Origin of the sequence: Colwellia sp. BRX8-4, assembly GCF_014077345.1 — a bacterium.
Classification (GTDB): Bacteria; Pseudomonadota; Gammaproteobacteria; order Enterobacterales; family Alteromonadaceae; genus Colwellia_A.
Genome location: NZ_JACGVS010000002.1, coordinates 329,329 through 353,364 on the forward strand (window position 1 = coordinate 329,329; position 24,036 = coordinate 353,364).

18 protein-coding genes are annotated in these 24,036 nt (G+C 37.4%); 13 read left to right on the plus strand and 5 right to left on the minus strand.

Going from position 1 to position 24,036, the window contains the following annotated elements; genetic code table 11:
* Positions 1–30 precede the first annotated feature (30 nt).
* Positions 31–630 (minus strand): TIGR04211 family SH3 domain-containing protein, encoded by a 600-nt coding sequence (locus tag H4J56_RS03270; RefSeq protein WP_182241653.1) that lies wholly within the window; start codon positions 628–630, stop codon positions 31–33.
* 328 nt (positions 631–958) lie between these two features.
* On the opposite strand from H4J56_RS03270, the gene H4J56_RS03275 reads away from it, so the two are divergent.
* Together H4J56_RS03275 and H4J56_RS03280 are read left to right on the plus strand one after the other, a co-directional pair.
* Positions 959–2,455 carry a CYTH domain-containing protein gene (locus H4J56_RS03275; protein ID WP_182258845.1) on the plus strand — a complete coding sequence of 499 codons (1,497 nt, stop codon included), beginning with the start codon at positions 959–961 and terminating at the stop codon, positions 2,453–2,455.
* A gap of 68 nt (positions 2,456–2,523) precedes the next feature.
* Positions 2,524–3,414 carry a L,D-transpeptidase family protein gene (locus H4J56_RS03280; RefSeq protein WP_182258846.1) on the plus strand — a complete coding sequence of 297 codons (891 nt, stop codon included), beginning with the start codon at positions 2,524–2,526 and terminating at the stop codon, positions 3,412–3,414.
* A gap of 1,035 nt (positions 3,415–4,449) precedes the next feature.
* Here the strand turns inward: H4J56_RS03280 and serA are convergent.
* From serA to H4J56_RS03300, 4 genes are all read right to left on the minus strand, one after another.
* Positions 4,450–5,679, minus strand: coding sequence for a phosphoglycerate dehydrogenase (serA, locus tag H4J56_RS03285; RefSeq protein ID WP_182218522.1), 1,230 nt, complete (start codon positions 5,677–5,679; stop codon positions 4,450–4,452).
* A 107-nt stretch (positions 5,680–5,786) separates the two neighbouring features.
* Positions 5,787–6,443 carry a ribose-5-phosphate isomerase RpiA gene (gene rpiA / locus H4J56_RS03290; protein ID WP_070374586.1) on the minus strand — a complete coding sequence of 219 codons (657 nt, stop codon included), beginning with the start codon at positions 6,441–6,443 and terminating at the stop codon, positions 5,787–5,789.
* A 51-nt stretch (positions 6,444–6,494) separates the two neighbouring features.
* Complete coding sequence (locus H4J56_RS03295; RefSeq protein ID WP_182258847.1) at positions 6,495–7,097, minus strand: 5-formyltetrahydrofolate cyclo-ligase; 603 nt, start codon at positions 7,095–7,097, stop codon at positions 6,495–6,497.
* 124 nt (positions 7,098–7,221) lie between these two features.
* Complete coding sequence (locus H4J56_RS03300) at positions 7,222–8,754, minus strand: peptide MFS transporter (RefSeq protein ID WP_182221043.1); 1,533 nt, start codon at positions 8,752–8,754, stop codon at positions 7,222–7,224.
* 436 nt (positions 8,755–9,190) lie between these two features.
* Between H4J56_RS03300 and H4J56_RS03305 the strand changes: the two genes are divergently transcribed.
* The 11 genes from H4J56_RS03305 (at position 9,191) to rfbA (ending at position 24,030) form a co-directional block, all read left to right on the plus strand.
* The gene (locus H4J56_RS03305; RefSeq protein WP_182258848.1) at positions 9,191–11,890 is read left to right on the plus strand and encodes an SLBB domain-containing protein; all 2,700 of its coding nucleotides are present in this window, start codon (positions 9,191–9,193) and stop codon (positions 11,888–11,890) included.
* 62 nt (positions 11,891–11,952) lie between these two features.
* On the plus strand, positions 11,953–13,233 hold the full coding sequence (gene tviB / locus H4J56_RS03310) for a Vi polysaccharide biosynthesis UDP-N-acetylglucosamine C-6 dehydrogenase TviB (protein ID WP_220463338.1): 1,281 nt from the start codon (positions 11,953–11,955) through the stop codon (positions 13,231–13,233).
* 218 nt (positions 13,234–13,451) lie between these two features.
* Positions 13,452–14,477 (plus strand): NAD-dependent epimerase/dehydratase family protein, encoded by a 1,026-nt coding sequence (locus H4J56_RS03315; RefSeq protein WP_182258849.1) that lies wholly within the window; start codon positions 13,452–13,454, stop codon positions 14,475–14,477.
* 841 nt (positions 14,478–15,318) lie between these two features.
* Positions 15,319–15,612, plus strand: coding sequence for a hypothetical protein (locus H4J56_RS03320; protein WP_070374583.1), 294 nt, complete (start codon positions 15,319–15,321; stop codon positions 15,610–15,612).
* A 13-nt stretch (positions 15,613–15,625) separates the two neighbouring features.
* The gene (locus H4J56_RS03325; protein ID WP_182241648.1) at positions 15,626–15,910 is read left to right on the plus strand and encodes a GIY-YIG nuclease family protein; all 285 of its coding nucleotides are present in this window, start codon (positions 15,626–15,628) and stop codon (positions 15,908–15,910) included.
* Between the two features lie 611 nt (positions 15,911–16,521).
* A complete protein-coding gene (locus H4J56_RS03330; protein ID WP_182258850.1) occupies positions 16,522–17,649 on the plus strand; it encodes a polysaccharide export protein in 1,128 nt (375 codons plus the stop codon).
* A gap of 5 nt (positions 17,650–17,654) precedes the next feature.
* Positions 17,655–18,101, plus strand: coding sequence for a low molecular weight protein-tyrosine-phosphatase (locus tag H4J56_RS03335; protein WP_182258885.1), 447 nt, complete (start codon positions 17,655–17,657; stop codon positions 18,099–18,101).
* A 70-nt stretch (positions 18,102–18,171) separates the two neighbouring features.
* Complete coding sequence (locus H4J56_RS03340) at positions 18,172–20,415, plus strand: polysaccharide biosynthesis tyrosine autokinase (protein ID WP_182258851.1); 2,244 nt, start codon at positions 18,172–18,174, stop codon at positions 20,413–20,415.
* Between the two features lie 371 nt (positions 20,416–20,786).
* Positions 20,787–21,911 carry a non-hydrolyzing UDP-N-acetylglucosamine 2-epimerase gene (gene wecB / locus H4J56_RS03345; protein WP_182258852.1) on the plus strand — a complete coding sequence of 375 codons (1,125 nt, stop codon included), beginning with the start codon at positions 20,787–20,789 and terminating at the stop codon, positions 21,909–21,911.
* Positions 21,912–22,065: 154 nt separating this feature from the next.
* Positions 22,066–23,145, plus strand: coding sequence for a dTDP-glucose 4,6-dehydratase (gene rfbB, locus H4J56_RS03350; protein WP_182258853.1), 1,080 nt, complete (start codon positions 22,066–22,068; stop codon positions 23,143–23,145).
* 9 nt (positions 23,146–23,154) lie between these two features.
* Entirely contained in the window at positions 23,155–24,030 is an 876-nt protein-coding gene (gene rfbA / locus H4J56_RS03355; protein WP_182258854.1) for a glucose-1-phosphate thymidylyltransferase RfbA, read from the plus strand.
* Positions 24,031–24,036 lie beyond the last annotated feature (6 nt).

The window sequence follows — 24,036 nt, forward strand, 5'->3', positions numbered from 1 at the left end:
TATACGCGAGTTTTTCTAACATAATAGGGGTTACTTCCAATTATCCATTGAGCCTTTGCGGCGAGAAGTTAATCTTGGCAGAATCAAACCTAAAAGTAAGCCAATAACTAACACTATAGCGCCATTATAAAACCATTCTTTTTTGATATTGGTATCTTGGTCTTTTAATTTGGCTCGTATCGTTATCAGCGTTTTATTAAGCTGGCTTATTTCATTGTTAAGTTGGGCTTTTTCACTGCTAAGGTTTTGAATAGTATTTCTACTTTGGGAAAGTTCCTCTGACATACTGTCAGTATTGCTGCTGGTATTGGCTAATTTTTCATTAAGCTCGGCAATAACAAAACGTAAGCCAGGTTTTAATGATAGATACTTACTTTCAACCCAGACATTTCTATTTTTATCATCAATGATTTCAGTGTAATCATTTTCACTTTTACCAGTTACTTTCACTTCAGTGCCAGAATTTATACTGCCTAGAATTCGATAATTATTACCCGCTCCTGAATGCATATAAATAAATAAATCGTCTGAAATATAGCCAGAAGGAAGGTTGGTTGGGCTGTCTTCTGCAAAAAGAGGGGAAGATGAACTTAGAACTAAACCAACCAATAAAGCTTTTATTATTTTCATGAAACTACCATTAACCTTTATAAAATTATGCATAGCAAAATACTAGGGGTTTGGCGGATTGATAGCAAGTTAAGTTTACGAACATTAAGGTTTTATTGATAAAATAAATAAGTGTTCTCAATATTTTGTAAACAAGATATTACATAGCTAATTCATTATGATAGTTTTTACTAAAAGTTTGTTAGGGCATCAGCAGTCAGTTAAATTTTTTGTATATCGCTATATTATATGAAAGAAACTTATCGGAATTGGCATTCGCTATTTGTTTTCATATGTCGCTGTTGTAAACTCACTATGTTGACATAATAAAACAAATTATTGGAAGAATATGGTTACCGAAATTGAGCTTAAGTATTTTGTTACAAGTGATAATACTCAAGAAAAAATCACCCAGTTATTCACCACAAAACAGCTGTCATTTAGCTGTGTAACAAAGCAATTATCGAACTGCTATTACGATACAACTAATTTAGATTTTCGCCGTCATGATATGGGGCTAAGAATTAGAGGTTGTGACGGAAAGTTAGAGCAAACCATAAAAACAGCTGGGGTGGTAATTGCGGGCTTACATCAGCGACCAGAGTATAACGTTAATATTGTTAATAACTTCCCTGAACTTTCCTTGTTCCCAAATGAAATTTGGCAGTCAACTCAAAAGGTAGAGCAGTTACAAGAATCGTTAATCCCCCTTTTTTCAACGGACTTTACCCGTATTATTTGGTTAGTTACTTTAGCGTCGGGTACCGTGGTAGAAGTTGCCTTCGATCAAGGTGATATTAGTAGTGATGGTCGCAGTGTTAAAATTTGTGAACTCGAACTAGAACTTGTCAGTGGCATAACCTCAGATTTACTGTTGCTTGCCAAGCTATTATTTTCTGTACTGCTTGTTAGGCCAAGTAGTCAAAGTAAAGCGGCTCGTGGCTATGGTTTATGGAAAAACATTCCCGTTAATTATAAAAAGAATATTACAGACACTTTTCCCATTGACCGCAGTCACTCTATTTCTAATGCCTTTTCTACCGGTATCAATTATTGCCTAGTTAACCTACATGATCATATTGAATACTATATAACGTCGCCAAGCTTAGTCGAGTTAGAAAAAATAACAGAAACTTTAGCGTTAATCCGCCATGGTTTTTGGCTATTTGCAGACTATCTACCTGAAGAAGCAGTAAAAATTCGTGATGAACTAAGTTATTTTGTGCACTTACTCTCGTGGGTTGATAATGCCGTTAACCTACAAGAGCTTACTAATAAAACGGGTAATTACAGACGCAAGTTAAATTACAGCGAACAATTGGTAGAACAACTAAGAATAGAGAAACGTCGCCTTCCAACGAGCGAAAATGTCATCGAATTATTGCATGGCCAGCGTTTTAATACCCTGCAGGCTCATTTGTTGGAAATGCTATTAACTGAAGATACACAGTTTAGTGACTCGTTATTACCTTTTGCGCAGCAAAGTTTAACGAAAAGTATGGCGGTGTTATTTGCTGATAGCACACCATCGCAGTCGCTGAGCAGTGAGCAATACTTATCACAAGCAAAACTGTTAAACCGAAGTTTACTGACAGGAACTTGGTTTGGTTTATTATTTGATGAAGAAGAACGTAAACACTATCGAGCACCTTGGTTGGACATTCAGCAAGGGATCAGTGAATTACAAACATTATGGATTATTCACCAGCAACTACAAACGTTAGATGAAAAACCTAAAAAACTCGTTTTATGGCAAGGAAGCAAAGTTGAAGGGTTACTCATCGCGTTAGACAGCTCCAGAAAAATGGCGTTATTAACAAAGCCGTATTGGTTAGATGAGTCATAGCTGTTTATCGGTTCGAATAGAAAAAGGTTTTAAATAATGTTGAAGATAATTCGTAGGGTCATAAATTAATGAAGTGGGTTGTTAAATTAAGTTTATTGTTAAGTAGTTTTATTACCTGTGTTAGTTTGGCGAGTGTTTATAATCTCCCTGCCGCCAATTCAAGGTTAGTGGGTGAGGATATTATCCATAAAGCAGTAAAAGGCGATTACTTTCAAGCTTTAGCTGAAAATTATAACGTAGGTTTTTTTGCCTTACTTGCCGCTAACCCCGGTGTTGATCCTTTTTTATTGGCTCTTGATCACAATATTGTTATTCCTAAACAGATGCTTCTACCCTTTGGTAAACGTGAAGGTATTGTCATTAATCTAGCTGAGTTACGCTTGTACTACTACCCGAAAGGAGAGAAATTAGTTTACGTTTTCCCTGTGGGTATTGGTAGAGAAGGACTAGAAACACCGCATTTAACCAGTACTATTGGCGACAAACGTAAAAACCCGAGTTGGCGTCCAACTGCAGAGATGCGCGCGCGTTATTTTGCCGAACATGGCAAAGAGATGGTAAGAGAAGTCCCGGCAGGACCCAATAATCCCTTTGGTAAATATGCATTACGTATTGGCACAAGTGAATACCTAATTCATGGCTCCAATAAACGCTTTGGTATCGGTATGCGAGCAAGCTCTGGCTGTATTCGTATGTATGATGATGACATCGAATGGTTATATAATAATATTCCCGTAGGCACACCTATTCGCATATTCGAACAGCCCATTAAAATGTCTTATGAACAGGAAGGAAAAAAGATAGAAGTACATCGTCCATTAACGCCTGAGGATGGCGCAGAAGTTGAATTAGCGATGACAAAAGCAGTAAAACATTTTATCGGTAATGATGCTCAAATGTTAAAAAAAGTGAGTTCACTACTAGCTAATCCAGAAGGTGTAGTTGTATCATTAAATTGAGCTTAAGTGATATTGTCAATTAGAATTAAATCCAACTCCGTTACGATGAACTAAACTCCACCAGCATGAACCCAAACTTCGACAGAATGAACCCAAACGCCGTCATCCTGAACTTGTTTCAGGATCTGTACCTAACAACTAGAAGCCCAGATACTGAAATGAATTCAGCATGACGGGAGTGGAAATTGAAATAAATTCAGGATGAACTCAAACTCCATCAGGATGAACGCAAACTCCATCAGAATGAACTCAAACCCCACCAGAATGAACCCAAACTCCATCAGCATGAACCCAACCGCCGTCATCCTGAACTTGTTTCAGGATCTCGTACCTAACAACCCAAAGCCCAGATACTGAAATAAATTCAGCATGACGGGAATGGATACTGAAATAAATTCAGCATCAACGCAACACCCATCAGCATGAACGCAAACACCATTAGCATGACTCAAAACGCCGTCATCCTGAACTCGTTTCAGGATCTCGTCCTTAACAACTTGAAGACCAGGTACTGAATTTATTTCAGCATGACGAGAATGGATACTGAAATAAATTCAGCATCAACGCAACACCCATCAGCGTGAACGCAAACACCATTAGCATGACTCAAAACTCCGTCATCCTGAACTCGTTTCAGGATCTCGTCCTTAACAACTCAAAGCCCAGATACTGAAACAAGTTCAGCATGACGGGAATGGATACTGAAACAAGTTCAGCATGACGAAAGTGGATACTGAAACAAGTTCAGCATGACGGGAATGGAAACTGAAACAAGTTCAGCATGACGAAAGTGGATACTGAAACAAGTTCAGCATGACGGGAATGGAAACAGAAACAAGTTCGGCATGACGAGAGTGGAAACTGAAATAAATTCAGAATGAAACCAAACTCCGTCATCCTGGACTCATTTCAGTATTATCGGGGCTGTATTCGGTTTTGTTACACGTTCAAATGATGGATCGTTAATGTGGCAATAAAAAAAACGAGACTTATTAAGTCTCGTTTATTATTGTTTACGCTAAATACTCAGAAAAACTAATGAAGAATACGTGCGCGTATTGTGCCGTCAATTTGTTTTAATTCACGTAATGCTAATACACTATCTTGTGCTTCAATATCAATAACTACATAACCAATTTGATCGTCTGTTTGTAAGTACTGTGCAGCAATATTAATATTGTGCTTAGCAAATGCTTGGTTAATTTGGGTTAACACGCCCGGTTGATTACGGTGTATATGTAATAAGCGGCTTGTTCCCGTATGACCAGGCAAAGAAACTTCAGGGAAGTTTACTGCCGAAAGTGTTGAGCCGTTATCAGAGTATTTTGCCATTTTGCTGGCAACTTCTAAGCCGATGTTAGACTGGGCTTCTTTGGTACTTCCACCAATATGTGGTGTCAAAATAACGTTGTCGAATGCGCGTAATGGTGAAATAAACTCTTCATCATTACCTTTAGGTTCAACAGGGAAAACATCAATTGCTGCGCCAGCGACTTTTTTACTTTTAAGCGCTTCTGCTAATGCATCAATATCAACGACAGTGCCACGAGAAGCATTAATAAAAATAACACCGTCTTTCATGAGTGCAAATTCTTTTGCTGCCATCATGTTTTGAGTTTGAACTGTTTCAGGTACGTGTAAGCTAACTACATCAGCTTCTTTTAATAAAACTTTTAAACTTGATGCTTGGCTCGCATTACCTAACGGAAGTTTGGTTTCGATATCATAAAAGCGTACTCGCATACCTAAAGTTTCAGCTAAAATGCCTAATTGCATGCCAATATGGCCGTAACCAATAATACCTAAAGTTTTGCCACGAGCTTCTACCGAGCCAGCCGCAGATTTATTCCATTCACCACGATGAGCTTTTGCGCTTTTTTCAGGAATACCACGTAATAATAATAAGGTTTCACCTAATACTAGTTCGGCAACCGATCGTGTATTTGAAAACGGGGCATTAAAGACTGGAATGCCACGTTTTTGTGCCGCTTTAATTTCAACTTGGTTAGTACCAATACAGAAACAACCAATAGCCGCGAGTTTTTTAGCATGGCTTAGTACATGGTCAGTTAACTGAGTACGAGAACGAATACCAATAAAGTGAACATTAGCAATTTTTTTGATCAAATCTTCTTCAGCAAGCGATGTACTAATACATTCAATATTGCTGTAGCCTTTCATTTTTAACTCTTCAACAGCGCTCGGGTGGACACCTTCAAGTAATAAAATCTTAATTTTTTCTTTTGCTAATGAATTATTGCTCATTTTCTAATATCTCATGTAGGACTATAGTGGTCATTGCCTTAACCAAATATAAAGTGTTTAGATGGCTAGATTTCTAAACTAGCATATAGTGTATAAACTCTAAAGATTTATTTTATGAGTTTTGCGCCATCTTGAGTGCCTAAAATTAAAACATCAGCGCCACGTAGTGCAAATAAACCATTAGTAACAACACCTACAATGGCATTAATATCGCTTTCAAGTTTTTTAGGATCAAGTATCTCTAAGTTATGCACATCGAGAATCACACAACCGTTATCGGTAATTACGCCTTGGCGATAAACCGGGTCACCACCTAACTTAACAAGTTCACGCGCTACATAGCTTCGTGCCATCGGAATAACTTCTACCGGCAGTGGAAATTTTCCTAGCATTTTTACTTGTTTACTTTCATCGGCAATACAGACAAATGTTTTTGCTACGGCCGCGACAATTTTCTCTCGGGTTAGTGCAGCACCACCACCTTTTATCATCGACAGATATTCAGTAATTTCATCGGCGCCATCAACATAAACATCAACACTACCGACATTATTCAATTCAAACACTTCGATACCATGGGCTTTCAATCTTTGAGTCGACGCTTCAGAGCTAGAAACAGCACCTTCAATATCGTCTTTGATGGTTGCTAGGGCGTCAATAAAGTGATTGACAGTAGACCCCGTGCCTACGCCAACGATGGTATCGTTTTTAATAAATTCGAGTGCTTTAAAGGCTGCTGCCTTCTTCATTTCATCTTGTGTCATGTGAATCCTAATTAGCGAGGGGAAATTAGGTAGAAGTATATCAGCAGATGATTAAATATCGAAGTTATAGCTGGTGGTAGGAGTGATAATTTTAGGCAGTGGGATATCCCAACTTTCAAAGGGGATCGTGTTCACTTTTTGGCAATCGTGAGCTAAGCCAACTGGTAAGGGTTTAGCGTGTTTGTTTTGTTGATATTGAATATGCCAAGCCGAAAGTGTTCGGTCATAAAAGCCACCGCCCATGCCTAAGCGATTACCATATCGGTCAAAGGCGACTAAGGGGGTAAAAATAATATCAAGCTGAGCGACCGTTATTATATCTTGAACGTTAAGCTTAGGCTCTAAAATACCATATTTGTTTTTGACGAGAATAGACGTCTCAGCATATTTTAAAAAGAGTAAATTATTCTTACTAAAAGGATGTATTACCGGTAAATATACAGTGATGTTATTTTGCCAGCACCAATCAATAAAAGGCTGAGTATTTAACTCGCCATCATTAGCTAAATAAATCGCGATGTGTTTAACGCCTTTGACTACTTGTTCTTTAATGAGTCTTTTAGATAATAAAAGTGATTGTTCTGCTTGCTGGTCAGCGCTTAATAAACTGCGTTGATAGCGAATTTCTTGGCGAAGCACATCTCTTGTTTTCATGATATTCAACCCCTTATAAAATAAGTCTAACGACAACAAGTAAGTTACAGTAAAAATCAGCTATAAAAAAGCCAACAATAAATGTTGGCTTTTCAGAGTCACTTTAACGATGAACGATAGTTAACTAAGCGTTAGTCGTTGCCGTTGAACCATTTGCGTTAGTTGTAGATGCTTCTGAATCATCAGGCAAATTTTCCCAAAATCTAGATTTGAAACCAATCAACAAAATGATTAAACCAATACCAATGCTAAATAAGCTAATTTGAATATAAAGCGAAGGTATTTGCGCGACGTTATTTGGATCGTAATTACCGGCTAACAAACCAGAAATTATATTACCTATTGAATAAGTTAATACAAATACGCCCATCATTTGTCCTGCAAAGCGTTTAGGTGATAATTTACTTACCGCACTAAGTGCTACAGGGCTTAAACAAAGCTCACCAACTGTATGTAGGAAGTAAGTTGCTACTAACCAGTAAGGGGCAACTTTCATTCCTGAAGCAGCGTATTGTGCAGCAAAAAACATCACGATAAAACCACTCGCCATAATGATTAATCCAACAGCACACTTTATGCCATAAGAAGGACTGACCAGTCTTTTACCTAAGTTAATCCATAAAGCAGCAAAAAAGGGTGATAGTAAAACGATAAAAAACGAGTTTGCAGATTGAAACCAACCCGTAGGTATTTCAAATGATCCAATGACGCGGTCAGTATAATCGCGCGCGAATAAATTCATCGACGAACCCGCTTGCTCAAAGCCCGACCAAAAACAAGCTGATGCAATACAAATCAATAATAATGCCCAGAGTTTTTTCTTTTCATTTTGCGTTAGGTTACTACCAAAATATATTACCGCATAATAAATAACGAAAATTGCAGAGAATGCTACGGCAACGTATTGAGCGACAGTTACAGGAACAATAGTAATAATGCCTTGAAAAGTAGCATAGGTAACAAACGCAATAACCGCTAAAACAATACCAATAATTGTCCAGCTGGTTTTTTGTGCTTTCTCTGACATAGGATATACCGGCTTTTCACCAATACCTTGAAGCTTAGGGGTAGTCAATTTGTATTGAATTAAACCTAATGCCATACCAATAGCTGCGGCGCCAAACGCCCAATGCCAACCAACATTTTCCATTAAGTAGCCACAAACTGCATAGCCAATAACTGAACCTAAATTGATGCCCATATAATAAATGGCATAACCACTATCACGGCGAACATCTTCATCTGAGTATAATTGACCAACCATAGCGCCAATATTTGGTTTTAATAAACCCGTACCTAAAATGACGACGATTAAACCAATAAAAAAGGTGGTATCATTCGGAATAGCTAAGATGATATGGCCAATCATAATAATGATTGCGCCGTACCAAACTGCTTTTTGACCACCAATTAATCGGTCAGCTATCCAACCGCCAGGTAAGCCCATAAAATAAACACTACCGGTATATAAACCATATATAGCAGCGGCAGAAGCAACGGTTAAACTTAAGCCTCCTTCTTGTAAAGTAGCGGTCATAAATAATACAAGTAGCATACGCATACCGTAATAACTCATGCGCTCCCACATTTCTGTAACAAACAGCGTTTGTAACCCTGCCGGATGGCCAAAAAAAGAACCTGAATCAGGTTTGCTCATAAAAAATTCCTCTAAGATAAGTGTAAATTACAGTTAAATATTATTATTTTAATTCGCTAAAAACATTTTAAAATATTGAAATAAGTTCTTTGCGCTGTAATTATTGTCAAATTTATTTGCGAAAGTCAGCGTGTGTTATACCTGTGCTTGCCATGAAAGGCAATAGTTTGGCACCGAGATTTGATTAAGCAGATGTAATGTTTTAGTTACTTTTGATACTTTTAGAAAGAAAAATAATAAACAGACTCTCCAAAATTAATTATTTGACGCCATAAAAGGTAAGCAAGTTACTTTATTCAATAGCTTGTTACTGATAAACTCCAGACGTTAATTTTAGAACTTATTTAGTCAATATATTTGGCCATTATTAATTTTTATGGTTTATAAGTATTGAGCTAATGTTATACCTCGCATTTATAGGAAATTTATTGCCCCAATGATGAACATTACTCGCTATCTTATAGCAACCTTTTTACTTTTTGCGCTTTCTTTAAATTTACATGCCCAGCAAGTGTCTGCTCAGCAAATTGAACAATTTAAAAAGTTACCTAAATCTCAACAACAAGCATTAGCCAAAAGTATGGGCGTAGATTTAAATGCTATTGAGGCTCAGTTATCAGGAAGTAATACACAAAGCTCTCCTATTAATACACAGGTAATGCCACGCGATATAAATAGCCTGAACAATGAAAACCTTAAAGCCAAAGATGCAGAAGAAACAGAGAAAGCTGAAGCCATTTTTAAGACCTTGCCACGGTTTGGTTTAGATGTATTTGCAAATTCGCCAACAACATTTTCTCCGGTTATGGATATTGCCATTCCAGAGGGCTATATCTTAGGTACGGGAGACTCAGTTTCAATACAGGTGTTTGGTAAAGAAAACCGAGAAATGCAATTAACGGTGACACGTGAAGGTGAGTTGGTTTTTCCTAATCTGGGCCCCATTAGCGTTGCAGGATTAACATTTTCAGAATTAAAGACTTTTGTTGTTAATAAAATTCAACAAAAAATTATTGGTGTTAATGTGGTGGTTAGTTTAGCCGAATTACGCTCTATGCGTATATTTGTTTTAGGTGAAGCTTATAAACCTGGCCCCTATACGTTAAGTTCATTATCTTCAGTTACCCATGCCATTTTTGCTGCAGGTGGTGTCAGTGATATTGGCTCATTAAGAAATATTCAAGTAAAACGTTCAGGGAAGCTAATTCAACAAGTCGATTTATATGACTTATTAATTGAAGGTGATTCATCAAGTGATATTTTGTTGCAATCAGGCGATGTGGTTTTTATTCCCCCTCAAGGCAAGTCTGTGTCAATTGCCGGAGAAGTTAGACGTCCTGCTATTTATGAATTGAGCCAATCAGACGATTTTTCTAATGTCATTAAAATGGCTGGCGGACTTTTACCCGCGGCTTACCCAAAATCTACCATCGTAGAGCGTTATAACAAAAGCGATTTACGCAGTATCCTAAATATTGATTTATCTGATAAAGCCCAAAAAGCTGAAAAAGTTCAAGCGGGCGATTTTATTAGAGTGTTAAAAAGCTCAGATTTATATGTCGATTCAATTACTTTAATAGGCGCTGTAGCGCGTCCAGGTAAATACCAGTTGCAACAAAATATGTTGTTATCCGATGTTATTACCAATGCTGACGCTCACCTATTACCTTACGCCGATTTAAATTACGGCATTGTCGTTAGAGAGATTGATAGTGCCCGTAATATTGAAATATTACAGTTTAATTTAGCCAATGTTTTTGCTGATAAAAATTCTAAGAGCAATATCCAACTCAGCAGTAATGATAAAATTATCATCTTCTCTAAAGCCTTTAAGTTTTCTGAAGAACAATTCTTATTAGACGAGCTCGCCTACACTCAAGAAGAGCTATTAGCGAAAGAAAGAAATTTAGCGATAGAAACAAGTAAGAAAAAAGAGTTTTGGGAAACCCATGAGCAAAATGATGTTATGGCTGAGACCAAAGATGAAAAAATTTATACCTCTATCAATAATATTAACAGTGGTGCAGAGCACGAAAACGTAACTATTCGTGAAATGGCATTGTTTTCTCGCCAACGTTTACTGGTGCCTATTGTTAATAAGCTTCGATACCAAGCAGGGGCCGGTCAATCGGTAAAGTTAATTGAAATTGATGGTGAAGTTAAATTTCCAGGGGTTTATCCATTAGGGAAAGACGCTCGGGTAATCGATTTAATTTTAGCAGCCGGTGGCGTTAAAGAGTCAGCTTACTTATCAAGAGCTGAGTTAACACGTAATGAAATGAGTGGTATTAACTCTGTAAAAACCTCTAAAAATATTCATTTAGTGAATGCCCTCAATAATATTGATGAAGACAATATTCTGCTAAAAAGTAAAGATCGCCTTAACATTCATCGCATCCCTTCATGGAGTGAAAACCATGTTATTGAGTTACGCGGCGAAGTACTTTTTCCGGGAAAATATACAGTCCGTCGAGGAGACAGCTTATCAAGTATTATTCTTAAAGCGGGAGGATTAACAGATTTTGCAGATCCCAATGGCTCTGTTTTTTCAAGAACAAAGTTAAAACAACTTGAAAGACAAAACTTAATGAAAGTAAGTGCCGACTTACGTATTGAAATGGCAACTAAGTCTTTATCAAGTAACAGCGGGGTAACTTCATACAGTGAAATTCAATCGTTATTAGCAGACCTATCTAAGGTAGAACCGCTAGGGCGTTTAGTCATTAATTTACCGCAAGTTATCGCCAAAAATGATTATGATATTGCGATAGAGGGCGGCGATGTATTGTACATCCCAACTCAGAATCGCTCAATTAATGTCATGGGGCAAGTGCAAGTAAATAGCTCACACATGTTTGATTCAACAAGCAGTGTTGAAGATTATATAACGCAAAGCGGCGGCTTAAAAAAACGTGCCGATGATGAAAGAATTTATATTATTTCGTCAAACGGTAGTATCCAAATGTTTGAAGAAAGCAATTGGTTTAGCGGCGGTGCTGACTCAGCTTTAAAGCCGGGTGATTCAATTGTTGTACCACTTGATTCAGAGTACATGAACAATTTAACCTTGTGGACAACAGCGACAACCATTATGTATAACACAGCGGTTGCCATAGCGGCAATTAGTGGACTTTAATACTTGTTTTTTAATAAGTTTAATAAGTTTAATAAATTTAATAAATTAAAAATGGAATGATAATGATCAAAGATTTAAATGAAGTTAAATTAGCTATTATTGGATTAGGCTATGTTGGTTTACCACTGGCTGTTGAATTTGGAAAAAAATATCCAACATTAGGTTTTGATATCAATAAGCCAAGAATAGCAGAGCTTCAAAGTGGCATCGATAGCACTCTAGAAGTAAGTAGCGAAGAGCTTGCGGCTACTAAAGCATTATCATACTCATGTACTGTCGAAGATTTAAAGTCGTGTAATATATATATTGTTACTGTGCCAACACCCATTGATGAGCATAAACAACCTGACTTAACGCCGTTAATTAAAGCCAGCGAAATGCTGGGTAAAGTCATTAATAAAGGCGATATTGTTATTTATGAATCAACCGTTTATCCAGGGGCTACTGAAGAGTCATGTATCCCTGTTGTCGAGAAATTTTCAGGTTTAACCTTCAATAAAGATTTTTTTGCGGGATACTCCCCTGAACGAATTAATCCAGGCGATAAAGAACATCGGGTGATTAACATTTTAAAAGTAACCTCTGGTTCAACGCCTGAAATTGCCGAATTTGTTGACCAGTTATACCGCTCCATCATCATTGCTGGTACACATAAAGCAAGCTCAATAAAAGTGGCAGAAGCGGCAAAGGTTATCGAAAACACCCAGCGTGATGTCAATATCGCATTAATTAATGAGTTATCAATCATCTTTAACAAACTGGGCATTGATACCCTAGAAGTATTAGAAGCTGCTGGTACTAAATGGAACTTCTTACCATTTCGACCGGGTCTAGTAGGTGGACATTGTATCGGTGTCGATCCTTACTACTTAACACATAAAGCACAATCTGTTGGATATCACCCTGAGATGATCTTAGCTGGCCGTCGTTTAAATGATGGTATGGGGGCATACGTCGTATCGCAACTTGTTAAGAAAATGCTAAAAAATCGAATTCAAGTTGAAGGGGCTAACGTATTAGTCATGGGCTTAACCTTTAAAGAAAACTGTCCAGATTTACGTAACACCAAAATTGTTGATATCGTTAGCGAACTAAAAGAATACAACATAAATGTCGATATTACCGATCCTTGGTGCTCAACTGAAGCAGCCGAGCATGAATATGGTTTATCTATTACACAAACCCCAGAAGCGGATAGCTACGATGCAATAATTCTAGCTGTTTCTCATGATGAATTTAAAAAACTAGGTGCGGAAAATATTCGTAAACTAGGTAAAAAGAACCACGTACTTTACGATCTAAAATATTTACTTCCTAAAGATAGTGTTGATATGCGTTTGTAGCGTTAACGCTCTTTTCAAGAAAATACCGTATTGTTATTAGGCATTTGCCACCCGATACTGAAATAAATTCAGCATCAGGTGGTATTACGCCAATACACTAAATATAGATATTGAAAGACAGTTTTTTCATAAAATATGAGTTCTACAATAGAGTAGGCAAGTTAAACATCACTTCTCAGCATATCAAAACAAACCAATATATAAATTAAAGGAAAATTATGTCTCGCTATAACGAAATCAAATTACAGCTGCAAACAGCGCCTAAAAAATGGCTTGTTACCGGAGTAGCTGGATTCATTGGTTCAAACATCCTTGAAAAACTATTAAAGCTTGATCAAACGGTTACCGGGTTAGACAATTTTGCTACCGGACACCAGCATAACCTAGATGAAGTACAGTCAGAAGTTTCGGCTGAGCAATGGGCAAGATTTACCTTTATTAAAGGTGACATCCGAAATTTTGATGATTGTCAAAAAGCAGTTTCAGGCGTTGATTACATCCTTCACCAAGCGGCATTAGGCTCTGTACCACGTTCTATTGCTGATCCGATATTAACTAATTCTGCAAATATCACCGGTTTTGTTAATATGTTAACAGCCGCTAAAGAAGAAAAAGTAAGTACTTTTGTTTACGCCGCATCAAGCTCTACTTATGGCGATCACCCAGCATTACCTAAAGTAGAAGAAAACATAGGCAAACCATTATCACCTTATGCCGTAACTAAGTATGTAAACGAGCTATATGCTGACGTGTTCAACAGAACCTATGGTTTGAACGCTACAGGGTTACGATACTTTAACGTTTTTGGTAAACGTCAAGACCCTGATGGCGCTTATGCAGCTGTAATTCCTAAATGGACAGCCGCAATGATCAACAATGAAGATTTATATATCAATGGAGATGGCGCAACTAGCCGAGATTTCTGTTTTGTTGAAAACGCAGTACAAGCAAACATATTAGCCGCTACTGCTGATGATGCCGGTAAAAATCAAGTCTACAACGTTGCTTTAGGCGATAGAACAAGCTTAAACACTTTATTTGATAGTTTAAAAATAGCATTAAAAGCGAACAGTGTGAATTATGATAAATCAGCAATTTATCAAGATTTCAGAGCAGGGGATGTTCTACATTCTCAAGCCGATATCTCTAAAGCTAAAAACTTATTAGGTTTTGAACCTGAATTCAAAATACAACAAGGCATTGATAAAGCGATGCCTTGGTATATTAATTTTTTAACAAAATAGATAATTTTTAACAAAAAATAAGTAAAGTCCGATTTTATCGGACTTTACATTGTTAAATGAAATCCCAGACAAAACCAGTTCAGCCAATACAAAAAAGCCCACCACCATAGCGGCAGTGTAAACCTTAATCCTGATTGTGTAACGGTTATCGAGAAACAACCACGATCAGCCTGACACCACCATCGTAAGCCAGACACCACCACCGTAAGCCTGACACCACCGTCATCCTGACACCACAACCGTCATCCTGAACTCGTTTCAGGATCTGTACTTGGTCAACAAACCCCAGATACTGAAATGAATTCAGCATGACGAAAAAAGGGCAAGGTAACTCTACGTGTGTAGCCATCAGCCAGACCCCGCCACCATCAGCCAGACCCCACCACCGTCATCCTGAACTCGTTTCAGGATCTGTACTTACTCTACAAAACCCAGATACTGAAATGAATTCAGCATGACGACAAAAGAGTAAAGCGAGCAACGTTAACATCAACAACCCCGTTGCTCTTAACAACCACCGTCATCCTGAACATATACCCGCCATCCAGACACCACCACCGTCATCCTGAACTCGTTTCAGGATCTGTACTTACTCTACAAAAACCAGATACTGAAATTAATTCAGCATGACGACAAAAGAACTACGTAATTCTCCCTGTGTGCCCCGTCAGCCAGACTCTCCACCGTCATCCTGAACTCGTTTCAGGATCTGTACTTAGAACCACAAAAACAAAAATACCAAAACAGTATTTTTAATTTTATATGAGAAACCTGACAAAACAATAAAGCTCAACTACAATATTAATAACATGTAAAAATAATGTTAACAAAAGGAATTGGTATGAATACATTAGTTTATATTTATATATTACAGTCGGTGGATGGTAGCTACCACACTGGCTGCTGTGATGAACTTGGCATTGTGTTAGCGAAATACGATAAATATAACCAACTTCTTTTAGGTACTGAAATAACGCCCCCTGTCAAACTTGTCCACCAGCAGAAATTTAAAACTGAACAAGAAGCAAGATTGATAGAAAATGAAATTAGAAGGTGGTCTAAAAAACAAAAACAATTTCTTATTAACAATGATTGGCCTGAAATATCTAAATTAGCGAAAAAATTTATTTACTAACAGGGTCGTCGATATGAAACAGCCTCATATTTATATAATGACTAATATAAAAAACACGACACTATACATAGGTGTAACGAGTCAGTTAGTTCAAAGGGTCTATCAACATAAATCTAAACTGACATTAGGCTTCACCAATAAATATAACCTGAATAAATTAGTATATTTTGAGTCATTTGAAACAATGTACGATGCGATAACAAGAGAAAAGCAACTTAAAAACTGGCGAAGGGCCTGGAAGAAAAATCTAATAGAACAAATAAACCCGAATTGGCTAGATCTGAGCAAAGATTTCTAAGCCACACAACCACCACTGTCATCCAGCCCCAGACTCCGTCAGCCAGCCCAAAACACCACAACCGTCATCCTGAACTCGTTTCAGGATCTGTACTTACCCAACAAACCACAGATACTGAAATAAATTCAGCATGACGACAGAAGGGCAACGCGCCTAAACCAGATACTGAAATAAATCCAGCATGACGCCAAGGTTAATGAGCCTATACACAAGATACTGAAATAAACTCAACATAACACCATCAACATGACGACAAACAGCAACGTGCCCAAACCAGATATTGACATAAATCCAGTACCACAAGGACATAACTCCGTTACTCCAACAATTTCCTTTTTTCTGACTAGACAATAGTTAATAACTTGCGTATTATTCTGCGCAATACAGCTTTAACTATCTAGGCCTTATACGTTCATATATTGAAATGTATATATCGATTAGATGAAAGCATGCAATTATATTTGTCTGCTGACTATTCCGGCATTAAGATGGCCATAATAATAAAGTGAGAACTGTACGCATTGTTAAGATGTTATTTACAATAAACATCAAAAATTTCAAAACAACACGGCAGTTGACTCACTTAGCGAAGGATTGAATAAACTTACACGATGTTAAAATACTCTAAAAAACTAGTTGTCTCATTGTCATTATTGATGCTGAGTAGTTGTAGTATGATCCCTGGCAGTCATATGGAAGGCGTTGATGTTGAACCTGAAACTTCTACGCTAGCGCAAGACTTATCGAATGTTAGTATTTCGGTGATCGATTCAGCGCTTATCTCTGAATTAAAAGACAACCAACAAGCCTTCACTAAAGCCAAAAAATACAATCCAATGTCAATCGAAGGTTATGATTATGTGCTTGGTATTGGTGATGTATTATCTATTGGCGTATGGGACCATCCCGAACTTACTATTCCGGCCGCTGTTCAAAGAACTGCTGCATTTGACGGTTTTAGAATTCAAGCTGATGGCACCATTACCTATGCTTATGCTGCGAATGTACCTGCTGCCGGTAAAACCATTAGACAATTACACGCGATATTAGTAGAAAAACTAAGCCGAGTTATTGAAAAACCACAACTAGATATAAAAGTAGTCGGTTTTAATAGCCAAAGAGCTTATGTTACCGGCGAAGTAAACAAGCCAGGCGTATACCCAGTTACCGAAATCCCACTGACGTTAATCGACGCAATTAACCAAGCTGGCGGTTTAAGTGAAAGAGCTGATTGGCGCACAGTCACTTTTACACGAAACAATCAAACCGAAATCATTAAGCTAGATGACTTTTATACCAAAGGGGATATCAGTCAAAACCGTTTACTAAAACACGGTGATATCCTTCATGTGAATCGCACAGACAATCAAAAAGTATTTGTACTGGGTGATGTAAACAAAGCTGGTAGCATTGAAATTAATCGTTATGGCTTAAGCCTTGCTGAAGCATTAAGTGATGTAGGCGGTTTAAACGAGCAAACAGCCAATGCTAATGGTGTTTTTGTTTTACGCAAACGCCCAGACAACCAAGAAGGCATCATTGCTGATGTTTATCAATTACATGCACAAAATTTAGTTGCACTCGTATTAGCCGATCAATTTAAGTTACAACCTCGTGATATCGTGTATGTAACTACGGCACCAATAGCACGTTGGAATCGTTTAATCAGTCAACTAATACCAACAATTCAAACCGTTTACTCTATATCTACTATCAAAAATCAAGGGACGATATTCTAATGGGAATGTTTAACTCCATTTTAGTAGTATGCGCGGGTAATATTTGTAGAAGCCCTACGGGTGAATATTTACTTAAAGATAAGCTAAAGAACAAGCCAGGCGATAGCCATATAAAAGTTTCTTCAGCAGGACTAACCGCATTAGTGGGTAATAGCGCAGAAGCAACGGCAACGAGTATTGCTTTAAGTAATAATATTGATATGAGCGGCCATAAAGGCAGACAACTCAATTCAACATTAATTACAGAAAATGATTTGATTTTAGTGATGGAAGAACGTCACTTAACCGATTTGTTAGGTAAATATCCACAAGCCAGAGGAAAAACCTTCTTGTTAGGTAAATGGATCGATAATACTGAGATACCTGATCCTTACCGCCAAAGTCATGAAGCGTTTGAGCATGTTTATCAATTGGTTGATAAAGCCTGTTCTGCTTGGACCAAATACCTTTAAACTAGCGTTTTAATTTACCCTTAAACAAAAAGTTTAAATTCAGAATTATTTATTAAAAAGTACACTTAATATGTCAATTAATGAAAATATAGCTCAGCCTACAGTTAAAAATCAGCAAAGCAATAATGCACCAGCGAACGAAATTGACTTAATGTCACTCTTTGGCGCGTTAGTAGATCGTAAGTTTTTTATCTGTATTATTACGGCTATCTTTATGCTGGTGGGTGTTGCTATCGCCATGTTTTCAACGCCTATCTATCAAGCAACGGCAATGATTCAAGTAGAAGAAAGTGGTGGTTCAGTACCAGGGTTAGATGACATGGCCGGCATGTTTGAAAGTAGCTCTAAATCAATAACAGAAATCGAATTGTTAAAGTCACGCTCTGTTATCGGCGAAGCCGTTGATGCTTTGAAATTAGATATTGTAGCCAAGCCGAAATTATTCCCAATAATTGGTGGTCGTAGTTTTAGAAAATTCAACCCGACAAAAACAGGTGATGTGGCACCAGCCAGTTTTGGTGCAGTGAGTTACGCTTGGGGCGGTGAAAAAATTGATGTTTTCCGCTTTGATGTACCTAAGTACGCGGTCAATCTTGAGTATATAGTGCTAGCGGGTGAAAATAATACTTATAAACTTTTATCAGAAAATGAAGAAGTAATTTTACAAGGTAAAGTAGGCGAAGAACTCACTAATGGCATTTTCAGTATTACCCTTAAAGCGTTAACGGCAAGAGTAGGTACTGAATTTACTGTTATCCGTAAAGATCGTTTAAATACCATTGTTGATTTACAGGCAGCCATTGGTGCCAGCGAAAAAGGTAAAGATTCAGGTATTGTTAATTTAAGTTTGCAGCATGCAACACCTGCTTACGCTGAAAATGTATTAAACAAAGCAGCTGAAATATATGTACGTAGAAATGTTGATAGAAACTCAGCAGAAGCTAAAAAATCACTCGACTTTTTAGAAGTACAATTACCTGAAATTAAAAAACAATTAGAAGTGTCGGAAGCCTTATTTAACGATTATCAAATAAACCAAAAATCAGTCAATATCACCCTCGAAACTCAAGGGGTATTAGAGCAAATAGTTGAGCTAGATACTAAGTTACAAGAACTTGACCTTAACCGTCTTGCTATGTCTCGAAAGTTCAAACGTACCCATCCTAACTACCAAGGCATTGTTGAACAAATTGATGCCGTACAAAAACAACGCGATGGCTTAGCACAAAAAATATCTAACTTACCTGAAATGCAACAAAAATTATTAGGCCTAACCCGTGATGTTGAAGTAGGTAACGAAATCTACATGATGCTGCTAGGCAAAGTACAAGAGTTAGATATTGTGCGTGCCGGTACGGTAGGTAATGTGCGTATAATTGATGTAGCTGAAGTGAATACTACCAAGCCAGTAAAACCTAAAAAAGCATTAATTGTGGTTATGGCTACTATGCTAGGTGGTATGTTAGCGATAGCAATAGTACTTATACAAAAAGCCATGAATAAAGGGGTTGAAGACCCAAGTGAAATAGAAGCGATTGGCATGCCAGTATACGCCAGTGTGCCTTACTCAGCCTATCAAGATAAATTGTCAGATTTAATTAGTGGTAAGAAACGAAAAAAGCAGGCAGGAAAAAAAGTATTAGCCGTAGATAACCCCGCAGATTTATCTATTGAGGCATTACGTAGCCTGCGTACCAGTTTGCACTTTGCCATGATGGAAGCTAAGAATAATGTTATTGCTATCTCTGGACCTTCTCCAGGTGTCGGTAAATCTTTCATATCAACAAACTTAGGGGTAGTGCTCGCGCAGAATGGCAAAAAAGTGTTGTTGATAGATGCCGATATGCGTAAAGGCTATATCCATAAGTATTTTGACTTTGCATGGAAAAACGGTTTGTCTGAATATTTATCAGGCCAAGAAACGCTAGAGCAGGTCACTAAATCGACTGATGTAGCAGGTTTTGACATTATTACACGGGGTCAAGTACCGCCTAACCCGTCTGAGCTATTGATGCATGCCAATTTTAGTCAATTAATCGCAGAGATAAAAACTAAATACGACATTATCATTATTGATACCCCCCCTATTTTAGCGGTTACGGATCCAGCCATTGTTGGCGGCCATGCTGGAAGTATGTTACTTGTTACGCGCTTTGGTCAAAATGGCATTAAAGAAATAGATTACGCTCGTCAACGTTTTGAACAAAACGGTATCGATGTGAAAGGCGTGGTATTTAATGGCGTGCTTAAAAAAGCTAGTAATGCCTACGGCTATTACGGATACGCTAACTACGAATATAAATCTGATAAGTAATCCATAGGCGCGAGTTTGGCTATACCGTCATTCCCGAGTTTAGCTATGCCGTCATTCCCGAGTTGTCTTGTCGGGAATCCATGGGCTTTGTAGGCGGGAATTTATTCGCGCAGTTATTAATAAGTAAAAATTAGCGATAAATGCAAACCATAAATTATCCGACTTTAATATTGGAAACTATTGGTAGGGAAAGAGTTTTTTTCTTTAAGTTATTGTAAGTAAAAATTTTAAAGGGATTACTGCTAATTGATAACATTAAATGGCGACGGTTTGTGTCTCTGACATAAAATAAACAAGAGTTTTGATGTTGAATTAATTCAACAGCTAGCAGTATATATTACACACTAAACAGTATAGTAGAAGTGATTTAAATGACTAAAAAACGTATTCTTACCGTATTCGGTACACGTCCTGAAGCAATCAAAATGGCGCCATTAGTTCATGCATTGGCAAATGACGAACGCTTTGAAGCAAAGGTTTGTGTGACCGCGCAGCATCGTGAAATGTTAGATCAAGTGTTGGAGCTATTCGAAATAACACCAGAGTACGATCTAGATTTAATGAAAGCAGGTCAAACGTTACCTGAGATCACCAGTCGTATATTGCTTAACCTAACACCCGTATTAAAAGAATTTAAACCTGATGTCGTATTAGTGCATGGTGATACGGCAACTACTTTTGCAGCAACGCTTGCTGCATATTATGAACAAATAGCGGTTGGTCATGTTGAAGCAGGCTTACGAACAGGTAATATCTATTCACCTTGGCCTGAAGAAGGTAATAGAAAACTCACAGGCTCATTGACAAAGTTTCACTTTGCGCCAACCGCAACATCAGAACAAAACCTATTAAATGAAAATGTTGATGCCAGTAATATTCATGTAACAGGCAATACGGTGATAGACGCGTTATTACTTGTGAAACAACAAATTGAAAGTGATAAAGAGTTAAGTAATAACCTAGCTTCACAGTTCCCAATGCTTGATGAAAGCAAAAAACTTATTTTAGTAACGGGTCATCGCCGTGAAAGTTTTGGTGGTGGTTTTGAACGCATTTGTGAATCTCTTGCTATAACTGCTAAAGCACACCCTGATTGTCAAATTCTATATCCAGTGCATTTAAACCCTAATGTTCAAGAGCCAGTCAACCGTATTTTGAAAGATGTAGACAATGTACATTTAATCGAACCACAGCAATACCTTCCGTTTGTGTATTTAATGAATCGTGCTCATATTATCCTAACAGACTCGGGTGGTATTCAAGAAGAAGCCCCTAGCCTTGGTAAGCCCGTTTTAGTTATGCGTGATACTACCGAACGGCCTGAAGCTGTTGCGTCAGGAACGGTTAAATTAGTAGGTACCGATGTAGCTAAAATAACTTCAAAATTGAACACATTACTTACTGATAGTGAAGCATACGATAAAATGAGCTTTGCCCATAACCCATACGGCGATGGTAAAGCATGTGATAAAATACTGAGTGTACTAAGCAGATAGTAAAGTTACTTTCACTTGTAACTAGTTTTGTGATAAATCGGAAAATTCATATTGCTAGAAAGTTAATTTAAGCTTTTATGTTTGGTGTTGAGCCAAATGTAAAAAATAATCGAAAATTTAAAAATTTAATAGATGTAAAAGGTGTTTAGAATTTATGAAAATTTTAGTAACAGGCGGTGCCGGTTTTATTGGTTCTGCAGTTATTCGTCATATTATTGATAATACCAATGACAAAGTGGTTAATTTAGATAAGTTGACTTATGCAGGTAATTTAGAGTCATTGATTTCGGTTGAGAATAATGAAAATTACAGCTTCGAAAAGGTTGATATTTGCAATAAAGAAGAACTTGACAGAGTGTTCAATTATCATAAACCTGATGTCGTTATGCATTTAGCTGCAGAAAGTCATGTAGATAGGTCAATTGACGGTCCTTCAGAGTTCATACAAACTAATATTGTTGGAACGTATAATTTGTTAGAGGCTAGTCGCCAGTATTGGTTAGCGTTAGATCAAGAAAATAAAGGCAACTTTAAATTTCATCACATATCCACCGATGAAGTATATGGGGATCTTGAAGGACCTACTGATTTATTTACAGAAGAAACATCTTATAAACCAAGTAGTCCTTATTCAGCATCAAAAGCATCTAGCGACCACTTAGTTCGAGCATGGCAACGTACTTATGGGCTACCTACGTTAATTACTAACTGTTCAAATAATTATGGCCCATATCATTTCCCTGAAAAATTGATCCCTTTAGTCATTTTAAATGCATTAGAAGGTAGAGCTTTACCTGTGTACGGGGATGGTCAGCAAATTCGAGATTGGTTATTTGTCGAAGATCACGCAAGAGCACTATATTTGGTTGCTACCAAAGGGAGCATTGGTGAAACATATAACATTGGTGGTCACAATGAAAAAGCTAATATTGACGTTGTAAAAACAATTTGTGAATTATTAGAGGAATTAATTCCTACAAATAGTTATTCCCGTGAAGGTGGAAATTTCAAAGGATTCGAATCACTAATTACTTATGTAACGGACAGACCTGGTCATGATGTACGGTATGCTATAGATGCGTCAAAAATCGAGTTAGAACTTGGGTGGAAGCCAGAAGAAAGCTTTGAAACCGGAATCCGTAAAACAGTTGAATGGTATTTGAACAACAAAAATTGGTGGCAGCGTGTATTGGATGGTTCATATTCAATGGAACGATTGGGCTCAGATAGCTAAGGAAATATAATGACACATAAAACAAAAGGTATAGTATTAGCGGGTGGCTCAGGTACTAGGCTGTACCCGATAACTAAAGGCATATCTAAGCAATTATTACCTGTGTATGACAAACCTATGATATTTTATCCAATCTCAGTACTTATGTTAGCAGGTATCCGAGAAATACTAATAATCACTACTCAAGAAGATCAAGCCGGTTTTAAAAGATTGCTAGGAGATGGTAGTCAATTCGGTATTGAATTAACTTATAAAATTCAACCAAGTCCTGATGGATTAGCACAAGCTTTTATTCTTGGTGAGGAATTCATAGGAGATGATAATGTTTGTCTAGTTTTAGGTGATAATATCTATTTTGGCCAAGGATTCTCACCAATGCTGATAAATGCAGCGCAAAGAAAATATGGCGCAACAGTGTTTGGCTACAAAGTCAAAGACCCTGAACGTTTTGGTGTTGTAGAGTTTGATGAAAATAAAAAGGTACTTTCAATAGAAGAAAAACCGGAAATTGCTAAGTCAGATTTCGCGGTAACAGGTTTATACTTTTATGATAATGATGTTGTTAGTATTGCTAAAAACGTTAAGCCATCTGAACGCGGTGAACTAGAAATCACCAGTATAAATAATGCATATTTGAAATCAGGTAAGCTCAATGTAGAGTTACTAGGTCGGGGCTTTGCATGGCTCGATACAGGTACTTATGACAGCTTGATGGATGCTGGTCAATATGTACAAACAATTGAGCATAGACAAGGATTTAAAATAGCTTGTTTAGAAGAAATTGCCTATAACCAAGGTTGGTTAACAGCAGAAGAAATTAAAAAAATAGCAAAGCCGTTAATGAAAAATACCTATGGTGAATATCTGTTGAGCTTAGTTGATTAGAATACC